This window comes from Paenibacillus alkalitolerans (assembly GCF_016482785.1).
Classification (GTDB): Bacteria; Bacillota; Bacilli; order Paenibacillales; family YIM-B00363; genus Paenibacillus_AE; species Paenibacillus_AE alkalitolerans.
The window spans coordinates 47,030-62,342 of record NZ_JAEMXM010000023.1 but is presented as its reverse complement, the minus strand read 5'-3'; the positions used below and the strand labels follow the sequence as shown (position 1 = coordinate 62,342).

The window sequence follows — 15,313 nt, the reverse complement described above, 5'->3', positions numbered from 1 at the left end:
GAATAATTCTAATAAAGAAGGAGGAGAAACTATGCGCAAAGTTATCGTAATCGGAACCGGTCCCGCCGGGTTGACCGCGGCCATCTATTTGGCCCGCGCTAATATGAATCCGCTCATTATCGAAGGTCCGGAGCCGGGCGGACAATTGACCACCACCACCGAGGTGGAGAATTTCCCGGGTTTTCCAGAAGGCATAATGGGACCGGAATTAATGGACAATATGCGCAAGCAAGCGGAACGCTTCGGTGCGGAATTTAAGACGGGCTGGGTGAACGGCGTCGACTTGTCCAAGCGTCCGTTTAAGCTGAGCGTGGAAGGCCAAGGGGAATTGCTGGCGGAGGCGTTGGTTATTTCTACGGGCGCATCCGCGAAATATTTGGGCATCCCGGGGGAGAAAGACAACGTCGGCCGCGGTGTGAGCACTTGCGCGACTTGCGACGGCTTCTTCTTCCGCGGCAAGAAGATCGTCGTCGTGGGCGGCGGCGACTCGGCGATGGAGGAAGCGTCCTTCTTGACGAAGTTCGCGACGCAAGTGACGGTTGTTCACCGCCGCGACGAGCTTCGGGCGTCCAAGATCATGCAGGATCGCGCGCGCGAGAATGAGAAAATCAAGTGGGCGCTCAACCGCACGCCGGTTGAAGTCGTTGCCGGCGAGAAGGGCGTGACCGGCTTGAAAATGCGCAACAACGAGACCGGCGCTGATGAATTGCTTGAGACCGACGGCATCTTCATCGCGATCGGCCATACGCCGAACACCAAGTTTCTCGGCGGTCAAATCGAAACCGATGAGGTCGGATACATTCTCGTTAAGCCCGGCAGCTCCGAGACGAACGTTCCTGGAGTGTTCGCCTGCGGCGACGTGCAGGACAACAAGTATCGCCAAGCGATTACGGCAGCCGGCAGCGGCTGTATGGCGGCGCTCGATTGCGAGCGGTTCTTGGAAGGCAGCCACGCTAGCGAGTGGAGCCAGGCGTTGTCGAAATAATTACGGATAGTTTGCGGATAGTTTGCGGACGCGAAGAACGCGCCGTTCGACTCGAGGGGACTCGGGTCGGGCGGCGTTTTTTAATTGTGGAGTTTCAAGAAATCCTTCAGCTAAAACGCGGTCCGTAAGTGGGTTTCTTATTTTCTAAACATGGGAGGTTTCATGATGAGCGATTTTAATGCGGCGTATGAGAAATGGTTGGCGGACCATAAGTCAAAGAGTGAAGGGGAACGGTTGCGGCGGTTAGAAGAAGGTCACGGGGAGCCGGAGAAGCTGTTTTTGGAAAATGTGTGGTGGCCGGTGGTTGGATCGTTGGATGATCTGCATCCGGAATATGAAGTCGTCGATTTCAAAGGCGGCAAGAGGTACTTGGATTTTGCGTACATACGGAGGTATTACAAGATTGCGTTGGAGATACTCGGTTTCGGCCGCATTGGCGCAATATAACCCGTTGGAAGTTCGGCGACGATTGGATTCGGCATTGCGACCTTGCGAATGACGGCTGGCACATCATGTATTTCGCATACGATTACATAAACGAGAATGAGCAAATTTGCCGGCGGGTCATCCAACAAATGATGGGGCGGTTGTTCGGGATGGGCGGGGATGTTATTGAGCAAATGAAGCTGACTATTCAGGAGGAAAAGGTAGTGCGGCGCATGAAGCAATTTGAATTGGAGACCGTGACTCCGAGAGAGGTGGCGGAATGGACGGGTCTTGAGAAAAAGACAGCGAGGAAGTTGCTTAAGGGACTAGTCGACAAAGAGGTTCTCGCGGCAAGCGACAGATTGGAACGGGTCCGAAAGTACACATTGGAGAAAGACTTGTCTAAATTCATACTATAACCCTAAGAAAAATCGCGGTACTGCTTTCTTGAATGTACTTCGAAGAAGCTTTTCTTATGATAACGGAAATCTTTGTACTTATCTATCAGGCCGGTATAGGTTGCGGTTGGCTTAGTGGAATATCTTGGACTTAATATGCTCGAATTCCGGAAAATTTGATGTGTGCGTCTATATTAAGTACAAAGAATTCCACTAAGTCTAACTATTGATGCAACATTGCTTGCGTTAAGAACATGAAATTCACCTAAGTAAAAATCGCCTCTCGAGGACATGGGGACCGCAAAACAACCGTATCGGCACAACATCACTTTGCCGTATCATTTTACCAATCTTAACCATAATATATGATGCAGGTAAATCGTTACAACCGCTTGATTCGCCGCATAACTTCCTTGACCTCCCGGGTCTGTTGACTTATAGTTGGTACAGAACAACAACGGTAACGAGGTGGAAATCCGCATGTCTCAACGCATATATGTGGGTGTCGATATCGGCGGCACAACGATTAAGCTGGGCATTTGCAGCGAAGAAGGGAAACTTCTTCATACGTATGAGGGTCCTACGGGTGCGGAGAACGGACCGGACGCCGTGCTCGACAACATAGCAACGTATGTCCGTAAAATCATCGCCGATAACAACTTGAATTGGGAAGCGCTGGCCGGCGTCGGCATCGGCATGGCCGGATTTATGGACATTCCCGCAGGGATTATGCGCCATTCTCCCAACTTGCCGGGCTGGAAAAATGTCCCCGTTAAAGCAACGCTTGAGCAAAAGCTTTCAGTACCGGTGAAAATGAACAACGACGCTAACGTGGCGGCGCTCGGCGAAGTGTGGGGCGGCGCAGGCAAAGGCATAGACAACGTCGTCGTATATACGCTTGGAACGGGCGTAGGAGGCGGAATCATTATTCGCGGCCATATTTACGAAGGCTTCTCGGGCATGGCCGGCGAACTTGGCCATGTGCAGGTGGTGCCGGATATGGAAGCGATCCAATGCGGCTGCGGTCAATACGGCTGTGTGGAAACCGTATCTTCAGCGACGGGCATTATCCGGATGGCGAAAGACGCCGTCGAGCGCGGAGACCGGACCAGCCTGTCGGATGCCGGGGAAATTACGGCGAAAGACGTGTTCGACGCGGCGAGGAACGGCGACGAAGTGGCGGTCCGCATTGTGAAGCGCGCGGCTTTTTATCTCGGCAAAGCAATGGCGGCGACCGCGGTCATCGTCAATCCGCAGCGTTTCATCCTTGGCGGAGGCGTGGCGCGGGCAGGCGATATTTTGTTCGACGCGGTACGGGAAGTGTTTACGAAATATACTCCGGAACCGGCTCGGGCATATGTGGATATCGTACCGGCGGAGCTTGGCAACGACGCGGGTGTCGTTGGAGCGGCCGGTTTGCATTTGAGAGCTTTATAAACACCGATTCAACAATAATTAGAACGGAGGCATACGCGACATGGAAGCAGCCCAAACGCCTGCCAAACTCGTCATCATTACCGGCATGTCCGGCGCAGGAAAGACGATAGCGGTTCAGAGCTTGGAAGACCTCGGTTTTTTCTGCGTCGATAATTTGCCCCCGGTTCTGATTCCTAAATTTGCGGAACTGATCGAACAATCCCAGGGAAGGATCGGGAAAGTGGCGCTCGTCATCGATTTGCGCGGGCGCGAGTTCTTCACGGCTTTGTCCGAATCGCTTCATTATATAAAGAACAATTACACGCTCACATATGAAATTTTGTATCTGGACGCGACGGATTCGGTGCTCGTCCAGCGTTACAAAGAGAGCCGCCGCCGCCATCCGCTTGCACCGGGCGGAGCGCCGCTGGAAGGCATCCGCCATGAACGGGTGCTCCTTGAGGAGCTTAAAGGTCTCGCCACTCAAGTGATCGACACCAGCAGTCTGAAGCCTGCCGACTTGAAGGAGCGGATCGCGTCAAGATTCACCGAAACCGGCAATAACGAGCTTTCGTTGAATATTATTTCGTTTGGCTTTAAATACGGAGTGCCGATCGACGCGGATCTCATCTTTGACGTCAGATTTCTTCCGAATCCTCATTATGTCGACCACTTGCGCCCGAATACGGGCAAGGATCAGGATGTATACGACTATGTGATGAAATGGAACGAAACTCAGACGTTCTTGGCGAAGCTGCTTGATATGCTCAATTTCCTTATCCCCCAATACCGGAAAGAAGGCAAGAGCCAAGTCGTTGTCGGAATCGGCTGTACGGGGGGCAAGCACCGCTCGGTAGCCATCGCCGAATATTTAGGCAAAGCGTTCGGCGGGGGCGAAACGGAATCGGTTCGCGTAAGCCATCGCGATTCTGAACGAGATCGGCATTAGAGGAGAGCGAACCGATGGAGAATACGGATATAGCGCACCTCGGAGCAAAGCTCCCGAAGGTGGTCGTCATCGGCGGCGGAACCGGCTTGTCGGTCATGCTGCGCGGTTTGAAACAAAAGCCGATCGATATCACCGCGATTGTGACGGTGGCGGACGACGGCGGAAGCTCGGGACGGCTTCGCGACGAATTGCAGATGCCGCCGCCCGGCGACATCCGCAACGTACTAAGCGCGCTTGCGAACGTCGAGCCGGTTTTAAGCGAAATGCTGCAATACCGATTTTCGTCCGGCACCGGATTAGCAGGGCATACATTGGGAAACCTAATTTTGGCTGCCTTGAAAGATATTTCCGGAGATTTTGTTTCCGGCATTAAAGAGCTTAGCCGCGTGCTTGCAGTCCGCGGGCGTGTGCTTCCCGCCGCGCACGAAGCGATTGTGCTCAAAGCGGAGATGGAAGACGGCACGATTATCGTCGGCGAATCGAAGATCCCGAAAGCCGGCGGACGAATTAAGCGGGTGTTTATCGACACGCCGGGAGTAACGCCGCTGCCGGAGGCGATTGAAGCGATCGGCCAAGCGGATGGAATCGTGTTCGGTCCGGGCAGCTTATATACCAGTATTTTGCCTAATTTGCTTGTTCCCGGCATTCCGGAGGCGATTCGCGCCGCCGGTGCCCCCAAAGTATATATATGCAATGTGATGACGCAGCCCGGCGAAACGGACGGGTACACCGTGAGCGAACATGTCAATGCGCTGGCCGACCATGTAGGGCACGGACTTTTTCAATATGTTATTGTAAATAATAGCGACATCCCAAGGAACGTCCGCAGTTTATACGCAGAGAAGGGTGCGGACGTCGTAAAGCTCGACTTGGAACGCTTGAACGAAATGAACTATCGTATCATCGCCGACGAGCTGGCGCTGTTCCAAGGCGTTCTTCGCCATGACGCCCGTAAATTAAGCGACCATATTTATCGCTTGGTTGAAGACGGGATGAGCAAGAAGAGGTGATCCCGTTTGTCGTTTGCCGCTCAAACGAAAAAGGAATTAACGTTTATCGAAGGGGAAGATTGCTGCACGAAAGCCGAGCTGTCCGCGCTTATCCGCATGAACGGATCCGTTCAAATTACGGGCGGCAAGATCGTCTTGGATATATCGACGGAAAATGCGGCAATCGCAAGACGCATCTTCTCCCTTCTTAAGCAAACGTTCGGAGTGCATGGGGAAGTGCTTGTACGAAAGAAGATGCGGCTTAAGAAAAACAACATATACATGGTTCGGGTCCCGGGACGGGTGGAAGAATTGCTTCGGGAGCTGCACATCATTAAAGAAGGATTTCAATTCACGCCCGGCATCGAGCCGGAGATCGTGAAGAAGGCATGCTGTAAGCGAGCGTACTTGCGCGGCGCTTTCCTGGCCGGAGGGTCTGTCAATAATCCGGAAGGTTCCTCTTATCACTTGGAAATCGCGTCGATGTACGAGGAGCACTGCCGGGCTTTATGCGATCTCGCGAATAAGTTTAAGCTGAACGCCCGCTGTATCGAACGGAAGAAAGGTTACGTTCTTTACATTAAAGAGGGTGAAAAAATTATCGAAATGTTGAGCGTCATCGGGGCGCACCAGGCTCTGCTAAAATTCGAAGACGTGCGAATCATGCGCGATATGCGCAATTCCGTGAACCGGATCGTGAACTGCGAAACGGCTAATTTGAACAAGACGATCGGCGCGGCCGTTCGGCAAATCGAGAATATCAAGCTGCTGGAGGAAGAAGTGGGCTTGGAAAATTTGCCGGACAAACTGAGGGAAGTGGCGGAGATCCGGTTGAAATACCCCGATTTGAACCTGAAGGAGGTTGGGGAAATGTTAAAAGGCAACGTAAGTAAATCGGGAGTAAATCATCGTTTGCGAAAAATCGACGAAATGGCCGACAAATACAGAAATTCATCAAAATAACGGTCAAATGTTGTTCGCATTCTAGTGTCAAGGTTTGAATAATGCTATAATAGGAAAAAACATGAATGATCGTCTTGTGACGTTAGGGGGATATTGGACTCATGACGAAACAGCCAGTGGTCGTCAAATTGAAAACCGGTCTTCACGCCAGACCCGCGGCTCTATTCGTGCAAGAAGCGAATAAATTCTCATCCGAAGTATTTGTCGAGAAGGACGAGAAGAAAGTCAACGCGAAGAGCATTATGGGTATTATGAGCTTAGCGATCAGTTCTGGAACCGAGATTTACATCAGCGCGGACGGTTCTGACGCAGAGCAAGCTGTAACCGCTTTAGTAGCTTTGGTAAGCAAGGAAGAACTAGAGAATCAATAAGAAAAACTTCTTTCGGATTAATTCAAGGAAGAGCGACCGCGATTTTGAGGAAGTTTTTCTTGGTACAGAATGTTTTCGTCACATAATAATTGTATTGAACATAAACATTCTATATCGGAAAGAAGAGCGGCTTCCGGACAAGCGGAAGCTTTTTTCATTCAAGGGAGGTACATTATGATTGTCGGATCCGAAGCGGATATTGAAGGCCTGAAGAAGGCCGGACGCGCGGTGGCGGCAGCGAGGGAAGCGATGTTGCTGGCTGTTCGGCCGGGAATTACGACATTGGAATTGGACCGGGTCGGCGAACGGGTTTTGGCGGAACACGGAGCGGTGTCGGCGCCGCGTAAAGAATATGACTTTCCCGGAGCGACCTGCATCAGCGTCAACCGGTGTGCGGCTCACGGCATACCAAATGCAAGGCCGCTGCAAGAGGGCGATATCGTAAATGTTGACGTGTCGGCGGCGTTGAACGGCTATTATTCGGATACGGGGGCTACGATGGTAGTGGGGACCAGTCCCGGTGCGCATCGGAACGCTAATGTTATGGCTTCCGCTCATATGGAGAAGCTTAAGCTGCTGGCCGCATCCGAAAAGGCGTTATATGCCGCGCTTTCGAAGGCGAAAGCCGGCGCAAAAATAAGCGAGCTCGGAAAAGCGGTGATGAAGGTGGCGAGGGATTCCGGCTACAGCGTCATCCGCAATTTAACGGGACACGGCATCGGGCTCAAGCTTCATGAAGAGCCCGAGCACATCTTCAGCTATCCGGAACCGCGCGACCGGCGCTTGTTGAAGAGAGGCATGGTGCTTGCGATAGAGCCTTTCTTGGCGACAGGCGGCGCTCAGTACGTGGAGGAAGGCGACGACGGTTGGGCGCTGCTGCTGCCGGACGGCGGTTTCGTTTCCCAATTCGAACATACGGTTATCGTGACGGAAAGCGAGCCGATCATTTTAACGAAACTTTGATGAATTTGTCCCGGTCTGCCGGCAACATTTTTCCCCGACATATCGTCTACAAATGTGAAAATCACTGGAGGGAGAATGATATATGTTCGGTGTGAAACGTTGGGTTGCGGCAGCGCTGGCCGGCGCTTTGTTGGCGGCGGCGCCGTTGTACGGTCCTTCGCTGGCGGACACGCTGCGGGGAGGAACGGCAATGGCGGCGGAACAGGTCGAGACGCGGACTATTACGGTAACGGGCCAAGGTAAAATCATGATCCAACCCGATGTCGCGTATGTAAACATCGGAGTGTTCTCAAAGGGCAAGACGGCGAACGAGGCGCAGACGGAGAATGCCAAGTTGTTTGCGGCTGTTGAGAAAGCGCTTATCGAAAAATTCGGCATTGCGAAGAAAGACATTAAGACGAACGGTTTTTACGTGAATCCGGAATACTCTTATCCGGATAAAGGCCAGCCGGTCATTTCCGGTTATACGGCGGATCACTCCATTGTCGTAACGTACCGCAATTTGGATAAGCTGGGCCAGCTGTTGGACGCGGTGTCCAAAGCGGGAGCCAACCGGATGAACGGCATTCAGTTCGGCACGGAGAAGAGCGAGGAGTACGAGCTGCAGGCGATTGAGAAGGCGATGGCGAACGCCGAAGTGAAAGCCGGGGCGATCGCGAAGTATGCGAAACGGTCGTTGAAGGGCGTGCTCAATGTGCAGCAGCACGGTGTGAACAACGATGCGCCTCCTTACTACCCGATGGCGAAGGGTGAGTCGGCGGCCGCCGACGGAGCCTCGACATCGGTGCAGCCGGGCGAATTGGAGTACACGACTTCGGTAACTGTGACATACGAGATGTAACATAAGGCGCTCCTGCCCGGTCGGGTTGGGGCGGTTTTTTTGTTGCAGCTCTTCTTCACAAAAAAAAGCGGCGAATCGCCGGAGCGCTCCACCGCCTTACACCAACAAACGTTACAGTTTCTCGATAACCTTGTCCACGAGACCGTACTCGCGGGCTTCTTCCGCCGTCATGAAATAGTCGCGGTCCGTATCCTTCTCGATGCGCTCGAGCGGCTGACCCGTGCGGTCTGCCAAGATGCGGTTCAACTTATCGCGCATCTTCAAGATGCGTCTCGCGCGGATTTCAATGTCCGTCGCTTGGCCTTCGGCTCCACCGAGCGGCTGGTGGATCATTACTTCTCCGTTCGGCAGGGAGAAACGTTTGCCTTTCGCGCCCGCCGTCAGCAAGAAGGCGCCCATAGACGCCGCCATGCCTACGCAAATTGTTGCGACGTCCGGTTTAATGTACTGCATCGTATCGTAGATTGCCATGCCGGCCGTGATTGAGCCGCCAGGGCTGTTAATGTACAGGGAGATATCTTTTTCCGGATCGTCTGCCGCCAAGAACAACAATTGAGCGATAATGCTGTTCGCAACAACGTCGTTCACCGGCGTTCCCAGGAAAATGATGCGATCCTTCAACAATCGAGAGTAAATATCATAAGCACGCTCGCCGCGGTTCGTTTGCTCCACGACCATAGGAACCAAGTTCATATTCATATTAGTCCATTCCTCCGTTCGCAACATTGTTATTTATTGTTACCAACAACATCATACTCCAATCCGCCTGTAAAGTCAAAGAAGGTCAAACAATGAGTTTTATAGCAAAAAGAGCAACCGATCCATGATCGATTGCTCCAGCTTCATATGTATGGCGCGCTCGCAGGGAATTGAACCCCGATCTCAGGCTCCGGAGGCCTGCGTCATATCCATTGGACCACGAGCGCATAATAATAAGGACAGCGAAGATAAGTATATGATAACGGCGAATAAAAATCAAGTGTTTGCGCACTGCCGAATGATGGGAGCTACGGGCGGAAAATTAGGCATGGAAAAAGGTTGCAACCGCACCCCGATTCAAGTACAATAACTACAGAAATCAATTTTTTTTGCGGCGAGTGGGACTCATTTTGCATGACCGGGACATTTTGAGTCCAGCGGTTTTGTGAAACAGGTTTAGGGACACAATGGAATGTGTTGGCCTTTGCCGATCCATCGTTGACAGCGGTAGGGGTGTTCGCCGTGCGGGCCGTTCTAGAAATACAAAAACTTTTAGCGCCGGATATTGTGGAAACACTAAAGAAGCGCTATACGATCCTCCGCCAAATCCGGTATTCGGGTTTGGTGGGCCGGAGAACGCTGGCATCGGCGTTACATATGACCGAGCGCGTCCTGCGAGCCGAAACCGAGTTTTTGAAAGGGCAAGGGCTTGTCGAGATCGATCCGTCCGGGATGCGCATTAACGATGCCGGTCTGAAGCTTCTCGACGAGATGGAGCCCATGATGAAGGAGTGGTTCGGCCTTACCGAGCTCGAAGACCGGATCGCGGCCGCGTTCGGGCTGTGGCAAGTGGTCGTCGTGCCCGGAGACTGCGACACGGACTTGCTCGCGAAGCGCGAGCTCGGGAGAGCGGGCGCGGCCGCGCTGGCCAAAGCCGCCGCGGCGGACTCGGCGCCCGAAGCCGCCGGCGCAGGCGCCGTCATCGCCGTTACGGGCGGTTCCACCATTGTGGAGGTGGCCCAGCACTTGAGCGCCACCCCCCAGCTGCGCGGAGCATTGTATGTGCCGGCCCGCGGCGGACTGGGAGAGCGCGTCGAGCTGCAGGCCGGCACAATCGCTTCGGCAATGGCGAAGAAGACCGGCGGCGAATACCGGCTGATGCATGTGCCGGACGACGTAAGCGAAGAAGCGGTCCAATCGCTCATGGGCGAGCCGCAAATTCGCGAAGTGGCCGACATCGTACGCCGCGCCCGCATCGTTGTGCACGGTATAGGAGAAGCGCTCGTCATGGCGAGACGCCGGAGGCTGGACGAAGGTACGATCCGCAAGCTGCAGGAAGATGGAGCGGTTGCGGAAGCGTTCGGGTATTACTTTAACCGGGATGGCCTGGTCGTCCACAAGATGCCCACCGTCGGACTTCGTCTCGAGGATATCGAACGGACCGAAACCGTAATCGCGGTTGCGGGAGGAGCAAGCAAGGCGCAATCGATCGCGGCCGTGCTGAAGAACGGCCACGAAGACGTCCTCATCACCGACGAAGCGGCCGCGCAAAACATGTTTAAGTTCTCTTGACGACTGCACGGGCTGCGGCGAAATTCGGCTGCCCGCGGTAGCTGTCTTGAAATAAATCATTTATTATTAGGAGGAAACGACAATGGTGAAAGTAGGCATTAACGGATTTGGCCGCATCGGCCGCAACGTGTTCCGCGCAGCTTTGAACAACCCCGAAGTAGAAATCGTAGCGATTAACGACCTTACGGACGTAAATACTCTTGCGCATCTGCTTAAATACGACACGACTCACGGCAAGCTCGACGCAACGGTCGAAGCGACCGAAGGCGCATTGGTCGTCAACGGCAAGCTGGTGAAAGTATTCTCCGAGCGCGACCCGGGCAACCTGCCTTGGGCAAGCGTAGGCGTAGAAATCGTTATCGAATCGACGGGTATTTTCACGGCGAAAGAGAAAGCGGAAGCTCATCTTAAAGGCGGCGCGAAGAAGGTCATCATCTCCGCTCCGGCAACGAACGAAGATATCACGATCGTAATCGGCGTTAACGAAGACAAGTACAACCCGGCAGAGCATACGGTCATCTCCAACGCATCTTGTACGACGAACTGCTTGGCGCCGTTCGCGAAAGTGCTTAACGATAAGTTCGGTATCGTTAAAGGCATGATGACAACGATTCACTCCTACACGAACGACCAGCAAGTGCTTGACCTGCCGCACAAAGACCTTCGCCGCGCGCGCGCTGCAGCGGAAAACATCATCCCGTCCACAACGGGCGCGGCGAAAGCCGTTTCCTTGGTATTGCCGGAGTTGAAAGGCAAGCTCAACGGTATGTCGTTCCGCGTTCCGACTCCGAACGTATCCGTTACGGACCTCGTGGCAGAGCTTTCCCGCAGCGTAACGGTCGACGAAGTGAACGGAGCGCTCAAAGAAGCGGCGAACGGTCCGCTCAAAGGCATCATGAACTACTCCGATGAGCCGCTCGTATCGAGCGACTACAACGGCGACCCGGCTTCCTCCACGATCGACGCGCTCTCCACGATGGTTGTGGAAGGCAACATGGTCAAGGTCGTGTCCTGGTACGACAACGAGTGGGGCTATTCCAACCGCGTCGTCGACTTGGCCGCATATATCGCAAAGAAGGGTCTTTAATCCGTAAGCATTAGAGCCCGTATACACGGAAGGCGCACCGGTTCTCAATAAACGGGGGCGCCTTTCGGCGGGTTTAAGTACATATAACGGGAGGAGAGCGAAGTCATGGCTTATAACAAAAAAAGCGTGAAAGACATCGACGTATCGGGCAAAAGGGTGTTCGTGCGGGTCGACTTCAACGTGCCGCTTGAAGACGGCAGGATTACCGACGACACGCGGATTCGCGAGACATTGCCGACGATTCGTTACTTGACGGAGAAAGGCGCGAAAGTGATTCTCGCGAGCCACTTGGGGCGTCCGAAAGGACAAGTCGTTGAAGATATGCGTCTGACTCCTGTCGCGGCTCGTTTATCGGAGTTGTTGGGCCGTCCGGTGGTTAAAGCCGACGAAGCGATCGGCGACGCCGTCAAAGCGCAAGTCGACGCTCTCGGCAGCGGCGATGTATTGCTGCTTGAAAATGTCCGCTTCTATCCGGGCGAAGAGAAGAACGATACGGAGTTGGCCAAGGCGTTTGCGTCTCTCGCGGATATTTACGTGAACGACGCTTTCGGCGCGGCGCACCGGGCGCACGCTTCGACGGAAGGCATCGCTCATCACTTGCCGGCGGTATCCGGCCTGCTGATGGAGAAAGAGCTTGCGGTTCTCGGCAAAGCGTTGTCCGACCCGGACCGTCCGTTTACGGCAATTGTCGGCGGAGCGAAGGTGAAAGATAAAATCGACGTCATCAACAACCTGCTCGAGATCGCCGATAACGTCATCATCGGCGGTGGCTTGTCCTATACTTTCTTGAAGGCGCAAGGCTATGAAATCGGCAAATCGCTGGTCGACAACGAGAAACTCGACGTTGCGCTTGGTTTTATCAATAAAGCGAAGTCGAAAGGCATTAACTTCTTGCTGCCGGTCGATATTGTGGTAGCCGATAAGTTCGGCGCCGACGCAAACACGCAAATCGTCGGCGTCGACGGTATCCCGGCTGAATGGGAAGGCATCGATATCGGTCCGAAATCGCGCGAGATATACGCGGAGGCGATCAAATCGTCGAAGCTGGTCGTCTGGAACGGGCCGATGGGCGTGTTCGAGATCGAGCCGTTCTCGCACGGCACGCGGGCGGTGGCGCAAGCTTGCGCCGAAACGTCCGGATACACCGTTATCGGAGGCGGAGACTCGGCGGCTGCGGTGGAGAAGTTCAACCTCGGCGACAAGATGGACCATATCTCCACAGGCGGCGGCGCGTCGCTTGAATTTATGGAAGGCAAGGCGCTTCCGGGCGTTGTGGCTTTGAACGATAAGTAATACATGATCTCTAGATTGGGGAGGCGAAGCAGTTGAGCAGAACACCGATCATAGCGGGCAACTGGAAAATGTTCAAAACGGGCTCCGAGGCCGCGGCGTTCGTAAACGAAGTGAAGCAGGCGGCAGCGAATGTGCAGGGAGTCGAGGCTGTGGTATGCGCCCCGTTCACGGCGCTTCCCGCGCTCGTTGAAGCGGCGAAAGGCACATCGGTCGGAGTCGGAGCGCAGAACATGCATTGGGAAGAGTCCGGAGCTTATACCGGAGAAATTTCGGGACCGATGCTGGTTGATTTGGGCGTGAAGTACGTAATCTTGGGCCACTCGGAGCGCCGGCAATATTTTGCCGAGACGGACGAAACGGTGAACAAGAAGACGCATGCCGCGTTCAAATACGGCTTGACGCCGATCGTTTGCGTCGGCGAGAAGCTTGAGGAGCGCGAAGCGGGGAGCACGAAGGAAGTGTGCCGCGTGCAGACGTTAGCCGCGCTTGAAGGCTTGACGGCGGAGCAAGCCGCAGCGGTTGTCATCGCATACGAACCGATTTGGGCAATCGGCACAGGCAAATCGTCCACCGCCGAAGACGCGAATGAAGTCATCGGCTATATCCGCAGCGTGGCGGCCGATAAGTTCGGCGGCGAAACGGCGGCGAAAATTCGCATTCAGTACGGCGGAAGCGTAAAGCCGGCGAACGTGCGCGAATTTATGTCCGCATCGGACATCGACGGAGCGCTTGTCGGAGGGGCGTCGTTGGAGCCTGCTTCTTATATCGCTCTCGTTGAGGGGGCGCGCGCATGAGCGCTGTCAACGGCAAACGTCCGAAACCGGTAGCGCTGATCATTCTTGACGGATTCGCTTTGCGGGGCGACGACCAGGGCAATGCGGTGGCGCAGGCCAAGAAGCCGAACTTCGACCGGTACTGGAATACGTACCCGCATACGGCCTTGACGGCTTTCGGGGAAGCCGTGGGTTTGCCGGAAGGTCAGATGGGCAACTCCGAAGTCGGCCACTTGAATATCGGAGCCGGCCGCATCGTGTACCAAGACTTGACCCGTATATCAAAGTCGATTCGGGAAGGCGAATTTTTCGGGAACGAAACGATTCTCGGCGCGGTGCGGCATGCGAAACACAACGGCAGGAAGCTGCATCTGTACGGACTTCTTTCCGACGGCGGCGTGCACAGCCATATCGAGCACCTCTTCGCGCTGCTGGAAGTGTGCAAGAAGGAAGAATTGGAGGAAGTGTACATCCATGCCTTCCTCGACGGGCGCGACGTGGCGCCTGACAGCGCGCACAAGTATATGAGCGCGCTGCAAGGGAAAATCGCGGAGATCGGCGTCGGACGCATTGCAACGGTACAAGGGCGCTATTATGCGATGGACCGCGACAAGCGCTGGGAGCGCACCGAGAAATCGTATCGCGCCATGGTATATGGAGAAGGTCCTAAATACACGGACCCGATGAAGGCGATCATCGAATCGCACGAGAAATCGGTATTCGACGAGTTCGTGATGCCGACGGTCATCGTCGGAGAGAACGGCGAACCGGTAGGGCTGGTTGAATCGGGCGATGCGATCGTATTTTTCAATTTCCGCCCGGACCGCGCCATCCAATTGTCGCAAGTATTCACCAACGCGGACTTCCGCGGCTTCGACCGCGGCGAGAAAGCTCCGAAAAATTTGTACTTCGTATGTTTGACGCTCTTTAGCGAGTCGGTGGACGGATACGTCGCTTACAAGCCGAAAGAGCTGGACAACACATATGGAGAAGTGCTGGTGCAGAACGGCTTGAAGCAGCTGCGCATCGCCGAAACGGAGAAGTACCCTCACGTCACGTTCTTCTTCAGCGGCGGACGGGACGTCGAGCTTCCGGGCGAGACGCGCGTGCTGATCAATTCTCCGAAGGTCGCGACATACGACCTGCAGCCGGAGATGAGCGCGTACGAGGTGGCCGAAGCTTGCGTCCGCGAAATCGAGTCCGACAAGCATGACGCGATCGTGCTCAATTTCGCGAATCCCGACATGGTCGGCCACTCAGGCTTGCTCGAACCGACGATTCGCGCGGTGGAAGCGACCGACGACTGCCTCGGCAAAGTGGTGGAAGCCGTTGTGGCCAAAGGCGGCATCGCCGTCATCACGGCCGACCACGGCAACGCCGACGTCGTGACGAACCCCGACGGAACGCGGAACACGGCGCATACGATCAATCCGGTGCCGCTCATCGTCACCCGCGAAGGCTTGTCCTTGCGTGACGACGGAATCCTGGCGGACATCGCGCCGACGCTTCTGCAGCTGCTCGGCCTCAAGCAGCCGCCAGAGATGACGGGCCGCTCGTTGTTGAAGTAGAAGCCGCATAAGGTCAAATA

16 protein-coding genes and 1 tRNA gene are annotated in these 15,313 nt (G+C 54.6%); 15 read left to right on the top strand and 2 right to left on the bottom strand.

Annotated features, from left to right (window positions below):
• The first annotated feature begins 31 nt into the window (after positions 1 to 31).
• From trxB to JET16_RS24570, 10 genes are all read left to right on the top strand, one after another.
• Positions 32 to 985 (top strand): thioredoxin-disulfide reductase, encoded by a 954-nt coding sequence (gene trxB / locus JET16_RS24615; RefSeq protein WP_199621562.1) that lies wholly within the window; start codon positions 32 to 34, stop codon positions 983 to 985.
• 165 nt (positions 986 to 1,150) lie between these two features.
• A complete protein-coding gene (locus JET16_RS24610) occupies positions 1,151 to 1,432 on the top strand; it encodes a hypothetical protein (RefSeq protein ID WP_199621560.1) in 282 nt (93 codons plus the stop codon).
• Positions 1,433 to 1,497: 65 nt separating this feature from the next.
• The gene (locus JET16_RS24605) at positions 1,498 to 1,830 is read left to right on the top strand and encodes a hypothetical protein (protein ID WP_199621557.1); all 333 of its coding nucleotides are present in this window, start codon (positions 1,498 to 1,500) and stop codon (positions 1,828 to 1,830) included.
• Between the two features lie 459 nt (positions 1,831 to 2,289).
• A complete protein-coding gene (locus JET16_RS24600) occupies positions 2,290 to 3,246 on the top strand; it encodes an ROK family glucokinase (protein ID WP_199621554.1) in 957 nt (318 codons plus the stop codon).
• A gap of 40 nt (positions 3,247 to 3,286) precedes the next feature.
• Entirely contained in the window at positions 3,287 to 4,174 is an 888-nt protein-coding gene (gene rapZ / locus JET16_RS24595) for an RNase adapter RapZ (protein ID WP_199621552.1), read from the top strand.
• Between the two features lie 14 nt (positions 4,175 to 4,188).
• Positions 4,189 to 5,184, top strand: coding sequence for a gluconeogenesis factor YvcK family protein (locus JET16_RS24590; RefSeq protein ID WP_199621550.1), 996 nt, complete (start codon positions 4,189 to 4,191; stop codon positions 5,182 to 5,184).
• Between the two features lie 6 nt (positions 5,185 to 5,190).
• The gene (gene whiA, locus JET16_RS24585) at positions 5,191 to 6,126 is read left to right on the top strand and encodes a DNA-binding protein WhiA (RefSeq protein WP_199621549.1); all 936 of its coding nucleotides are present in this window, start codon (positions 5,191 to 5,193) and stop codon (positions 6,124 to 6,126) included.
• Between the two features lie 101 nt (positions 6,127 to 6,227).
• Positions 6,228 to 6,497, top strand: a complete 270-nt coding sequence (locus JET16_RS24580) for an HPr family phosphocarrier protein (RefSeq protein WP_199621548.1) — start codon at positions 6,228 to 6,230, stop codon at positions 6,495 to 6,497.
• Between the two features lie 174 nt (positions 6,498 to 6,671).
• Positions 6,672 to 7,460, top strand: coding sequence for a type I methionyl aminopeptidase (map, locus tag JET16_RS24575; RefSeq protein WP_199621547.1), 789 nt, complete (start codon positions 6,672 to 6,674; stop codon positions 7,458 to 7,460).
• An 82-nt stretch (positions 7,461 to 7,542) separates the two neighbouring features.
• Positions 7,543 to 8,301 (top strand): SIMPL domain-containing protein, encoded by a 759-nt coding sequence (locus tag JET16_RS24570; RefSeq protein ID WP_199621546.1) that lies wholly within the window; start codon positions 7,543 to 7,545, stop codon positions 8,299 to 8,301.
• Between the two features lie 111 nt (positions 8,302 to 8,412).
• Here the strand turns inward: JET16_RS24570 and clpP are convergent, their stop codons facing one another.
• Positions 8,413 to 9,027, bottom strand: a complete 615-nt coding sequence (gene clpP, locus JET16_RS24565; protein WP_267908749.1) for an ATP-dependent Clp endopeptidase proteolytic subunit ClpP — start codon at positions 9,025 to 9,027, stop codon at positions 8,413 to 8,415.
• Between the two features lie 125 nt (positions 9,028 to 9,152).
• Positions 9,153 to 9,227, bottom strand: a tRNA-Arg gene (locus tag JET16_RS24560).
• Between the two features lie 295 nt (positions 9,228 to 9,522).
• Here JET16_RS24560 and JET16_RS24555 point away from each other — a divergent pair.
• The 5 genes from JET16_RS24555 (at position 9,523) to gpmI (ending at position 15,293) form a co-directional block, all read left to right on the top strand.
• Positions 9,523 to 10,572 (top strand): sugar-binding transcriptional regulator, encoded by a 1,050-nt coding sequence (locus JET16_RS24555; protein WP_199621541.1) that lies wholly within the window; start codon positions 9,523 to 9,525, stop codon positions 10,570 to 10,572.
• A gap of 82 nt (positions 10,573 to 10,654) precedes the next feature.
• Positions 10,655 to 11,659 (top strand): type I glyceraldehyde-3-phosphate dehydrogenase, encoded by a 1,005-nt coding sequence (gap, locus tag JET16_RS24550; protein WP_199621540.1) that lies wholly within the window; start codon positions 10,655 to 10,657, stop codon positions 11,657 to 11,659.
• Positions 11,660 to 11,764: 105 nt separating this feature from the next.
• A complete protein-coding gene (locus tag JET16_RS24545) occupies positions 11,765 to 12,952 on the top strand; it encodes a phosphoglycerate kinase (RefSeq protein WP_199621538.1) in 1,188 nt (395 codons plus the stop codon).
• Between the two features lie 32 nt (positions 12,953 to 12,984).
• Positions 12,985 to 13,746, top strand: coding sequence for a triose-phosphate isomerase (gene tpiA, locus JET16_RS24540; protein WP_325176774.1), 762 nt, complete (start codon positions 12,985 to 12,987; stop codon positions 13,744 to 13,746).
• Complete coding sequence (gene gpmI / locus JET16_RS24535; protein ID WP_199621535.1) at positions 13,743 to 15,293, top strand: 2,3-bisphosphoglycerate-independent phosphoglycerate mutase; 1,551 nt, start codon at positions 13,743 to 13,745, stop codon at positions 15,291 to 15,293. The genes tpiA and gpmI overlap by 4 nt, the downstream gene beginning before the upstream one ends.
• Positions 15,294 to 15,313: the final 20 nt, after the last annotated feature.

What these genes read in the sequence shown, in the direction of transcription:
- trxB (WP_199621562.1), top strand. Translation starts at nt 32, where the DNA reads ATGCGCAAAGTTATCGTAATCGGAACCGGTCCCGCCGGGTTGACCGCG.
- JET16_RS24610 (WP_199621560.1), top strand. Translation starts at nt 1,151, where the DNA reads ATGAGCGATTTTAATGCGGCGTATGAGAAATGGTTGGCGGACCATAAG.
- JET16_RS24605 (WP_199621557.1), top strand. Translation starts at nt 1,498, where the DNA reads ATGTATTTCGCATACGATTACATAAACGAGAATGAGCAAATTTGCCGG.
- JET16_RS24600 (WP_199621554.1), top strand. Translation starts at nt 2,290, where the DNA reads ATGTCTCAACGCATATATGTGGGTGTCGATATCGGCGGCACAACGATT.
- rapZ (WP_199621552.1), top strand. Translation starts at nt 3,287, where the DNA reads ATGGAAGCAGCCCAAACGCCTGCCAAACTCGTCATCATTACCGGCATG.
- JET16_RS24590 (WP_199621550.1), top strand. Translation starts at nt 4,189, where the DNA reads ATGGAGAATACGGATATAGCGCACCTCGGAGCAAAGCTCCCGAAGGTG.
- JET16_RS24580 (WP_199621548.1), top strand. Translation starts at nt 6,228, where the DNA reads ATGACGAAACAGCCAGTGGTCGTCAAATTGAAAACCGGTCTTCACGCC.
- map (WP_199621547.1), top strand. Translation starts at nt 6,672, where the DNA reads ATGATTGTCGGATCCGAAGCGGATATTGAAGGCCTGAAGAAGGCCGGA.
- JET16_RS24570 (WP_199621546.1), top strand. Translation starts at nt 7,543, where the DNA reads ATGTTCGGTGTGAAACGTTGGGTTGCGGCAGCGCTGGCCGGCGCTTTG.
- clpP (WP_267908749.1), bottom strand. Translation starts at nt 9,027, where the DNA reads ATGTTGCGAACGGAGGAATGGACTAATATGAATATGAACTTGGTTCCT.
- gap (WP_199621540.1), top strand. Translation starts at nt 10,655, where the DNA reads ATGGTGAAAGTAGGCATTAACGGATTTGGCCGCATCGGCCGCAACGTG.
- JET16_RS24545 (WP_199621538.1), top strand. Translation starts at nt 11,765, where the DNA reads ATGGCTTATAACAAAAAAAGCGTGAAAGACATCGACGTATCGGGCAAA.
- gpmI (WP_199621535.1), top strand. Translation starts at nt 13,743, where the DNA reads ATGAGCGCTGTCAACGGCAAACGTCCGAAACCGGTAGCGCTGATCATT.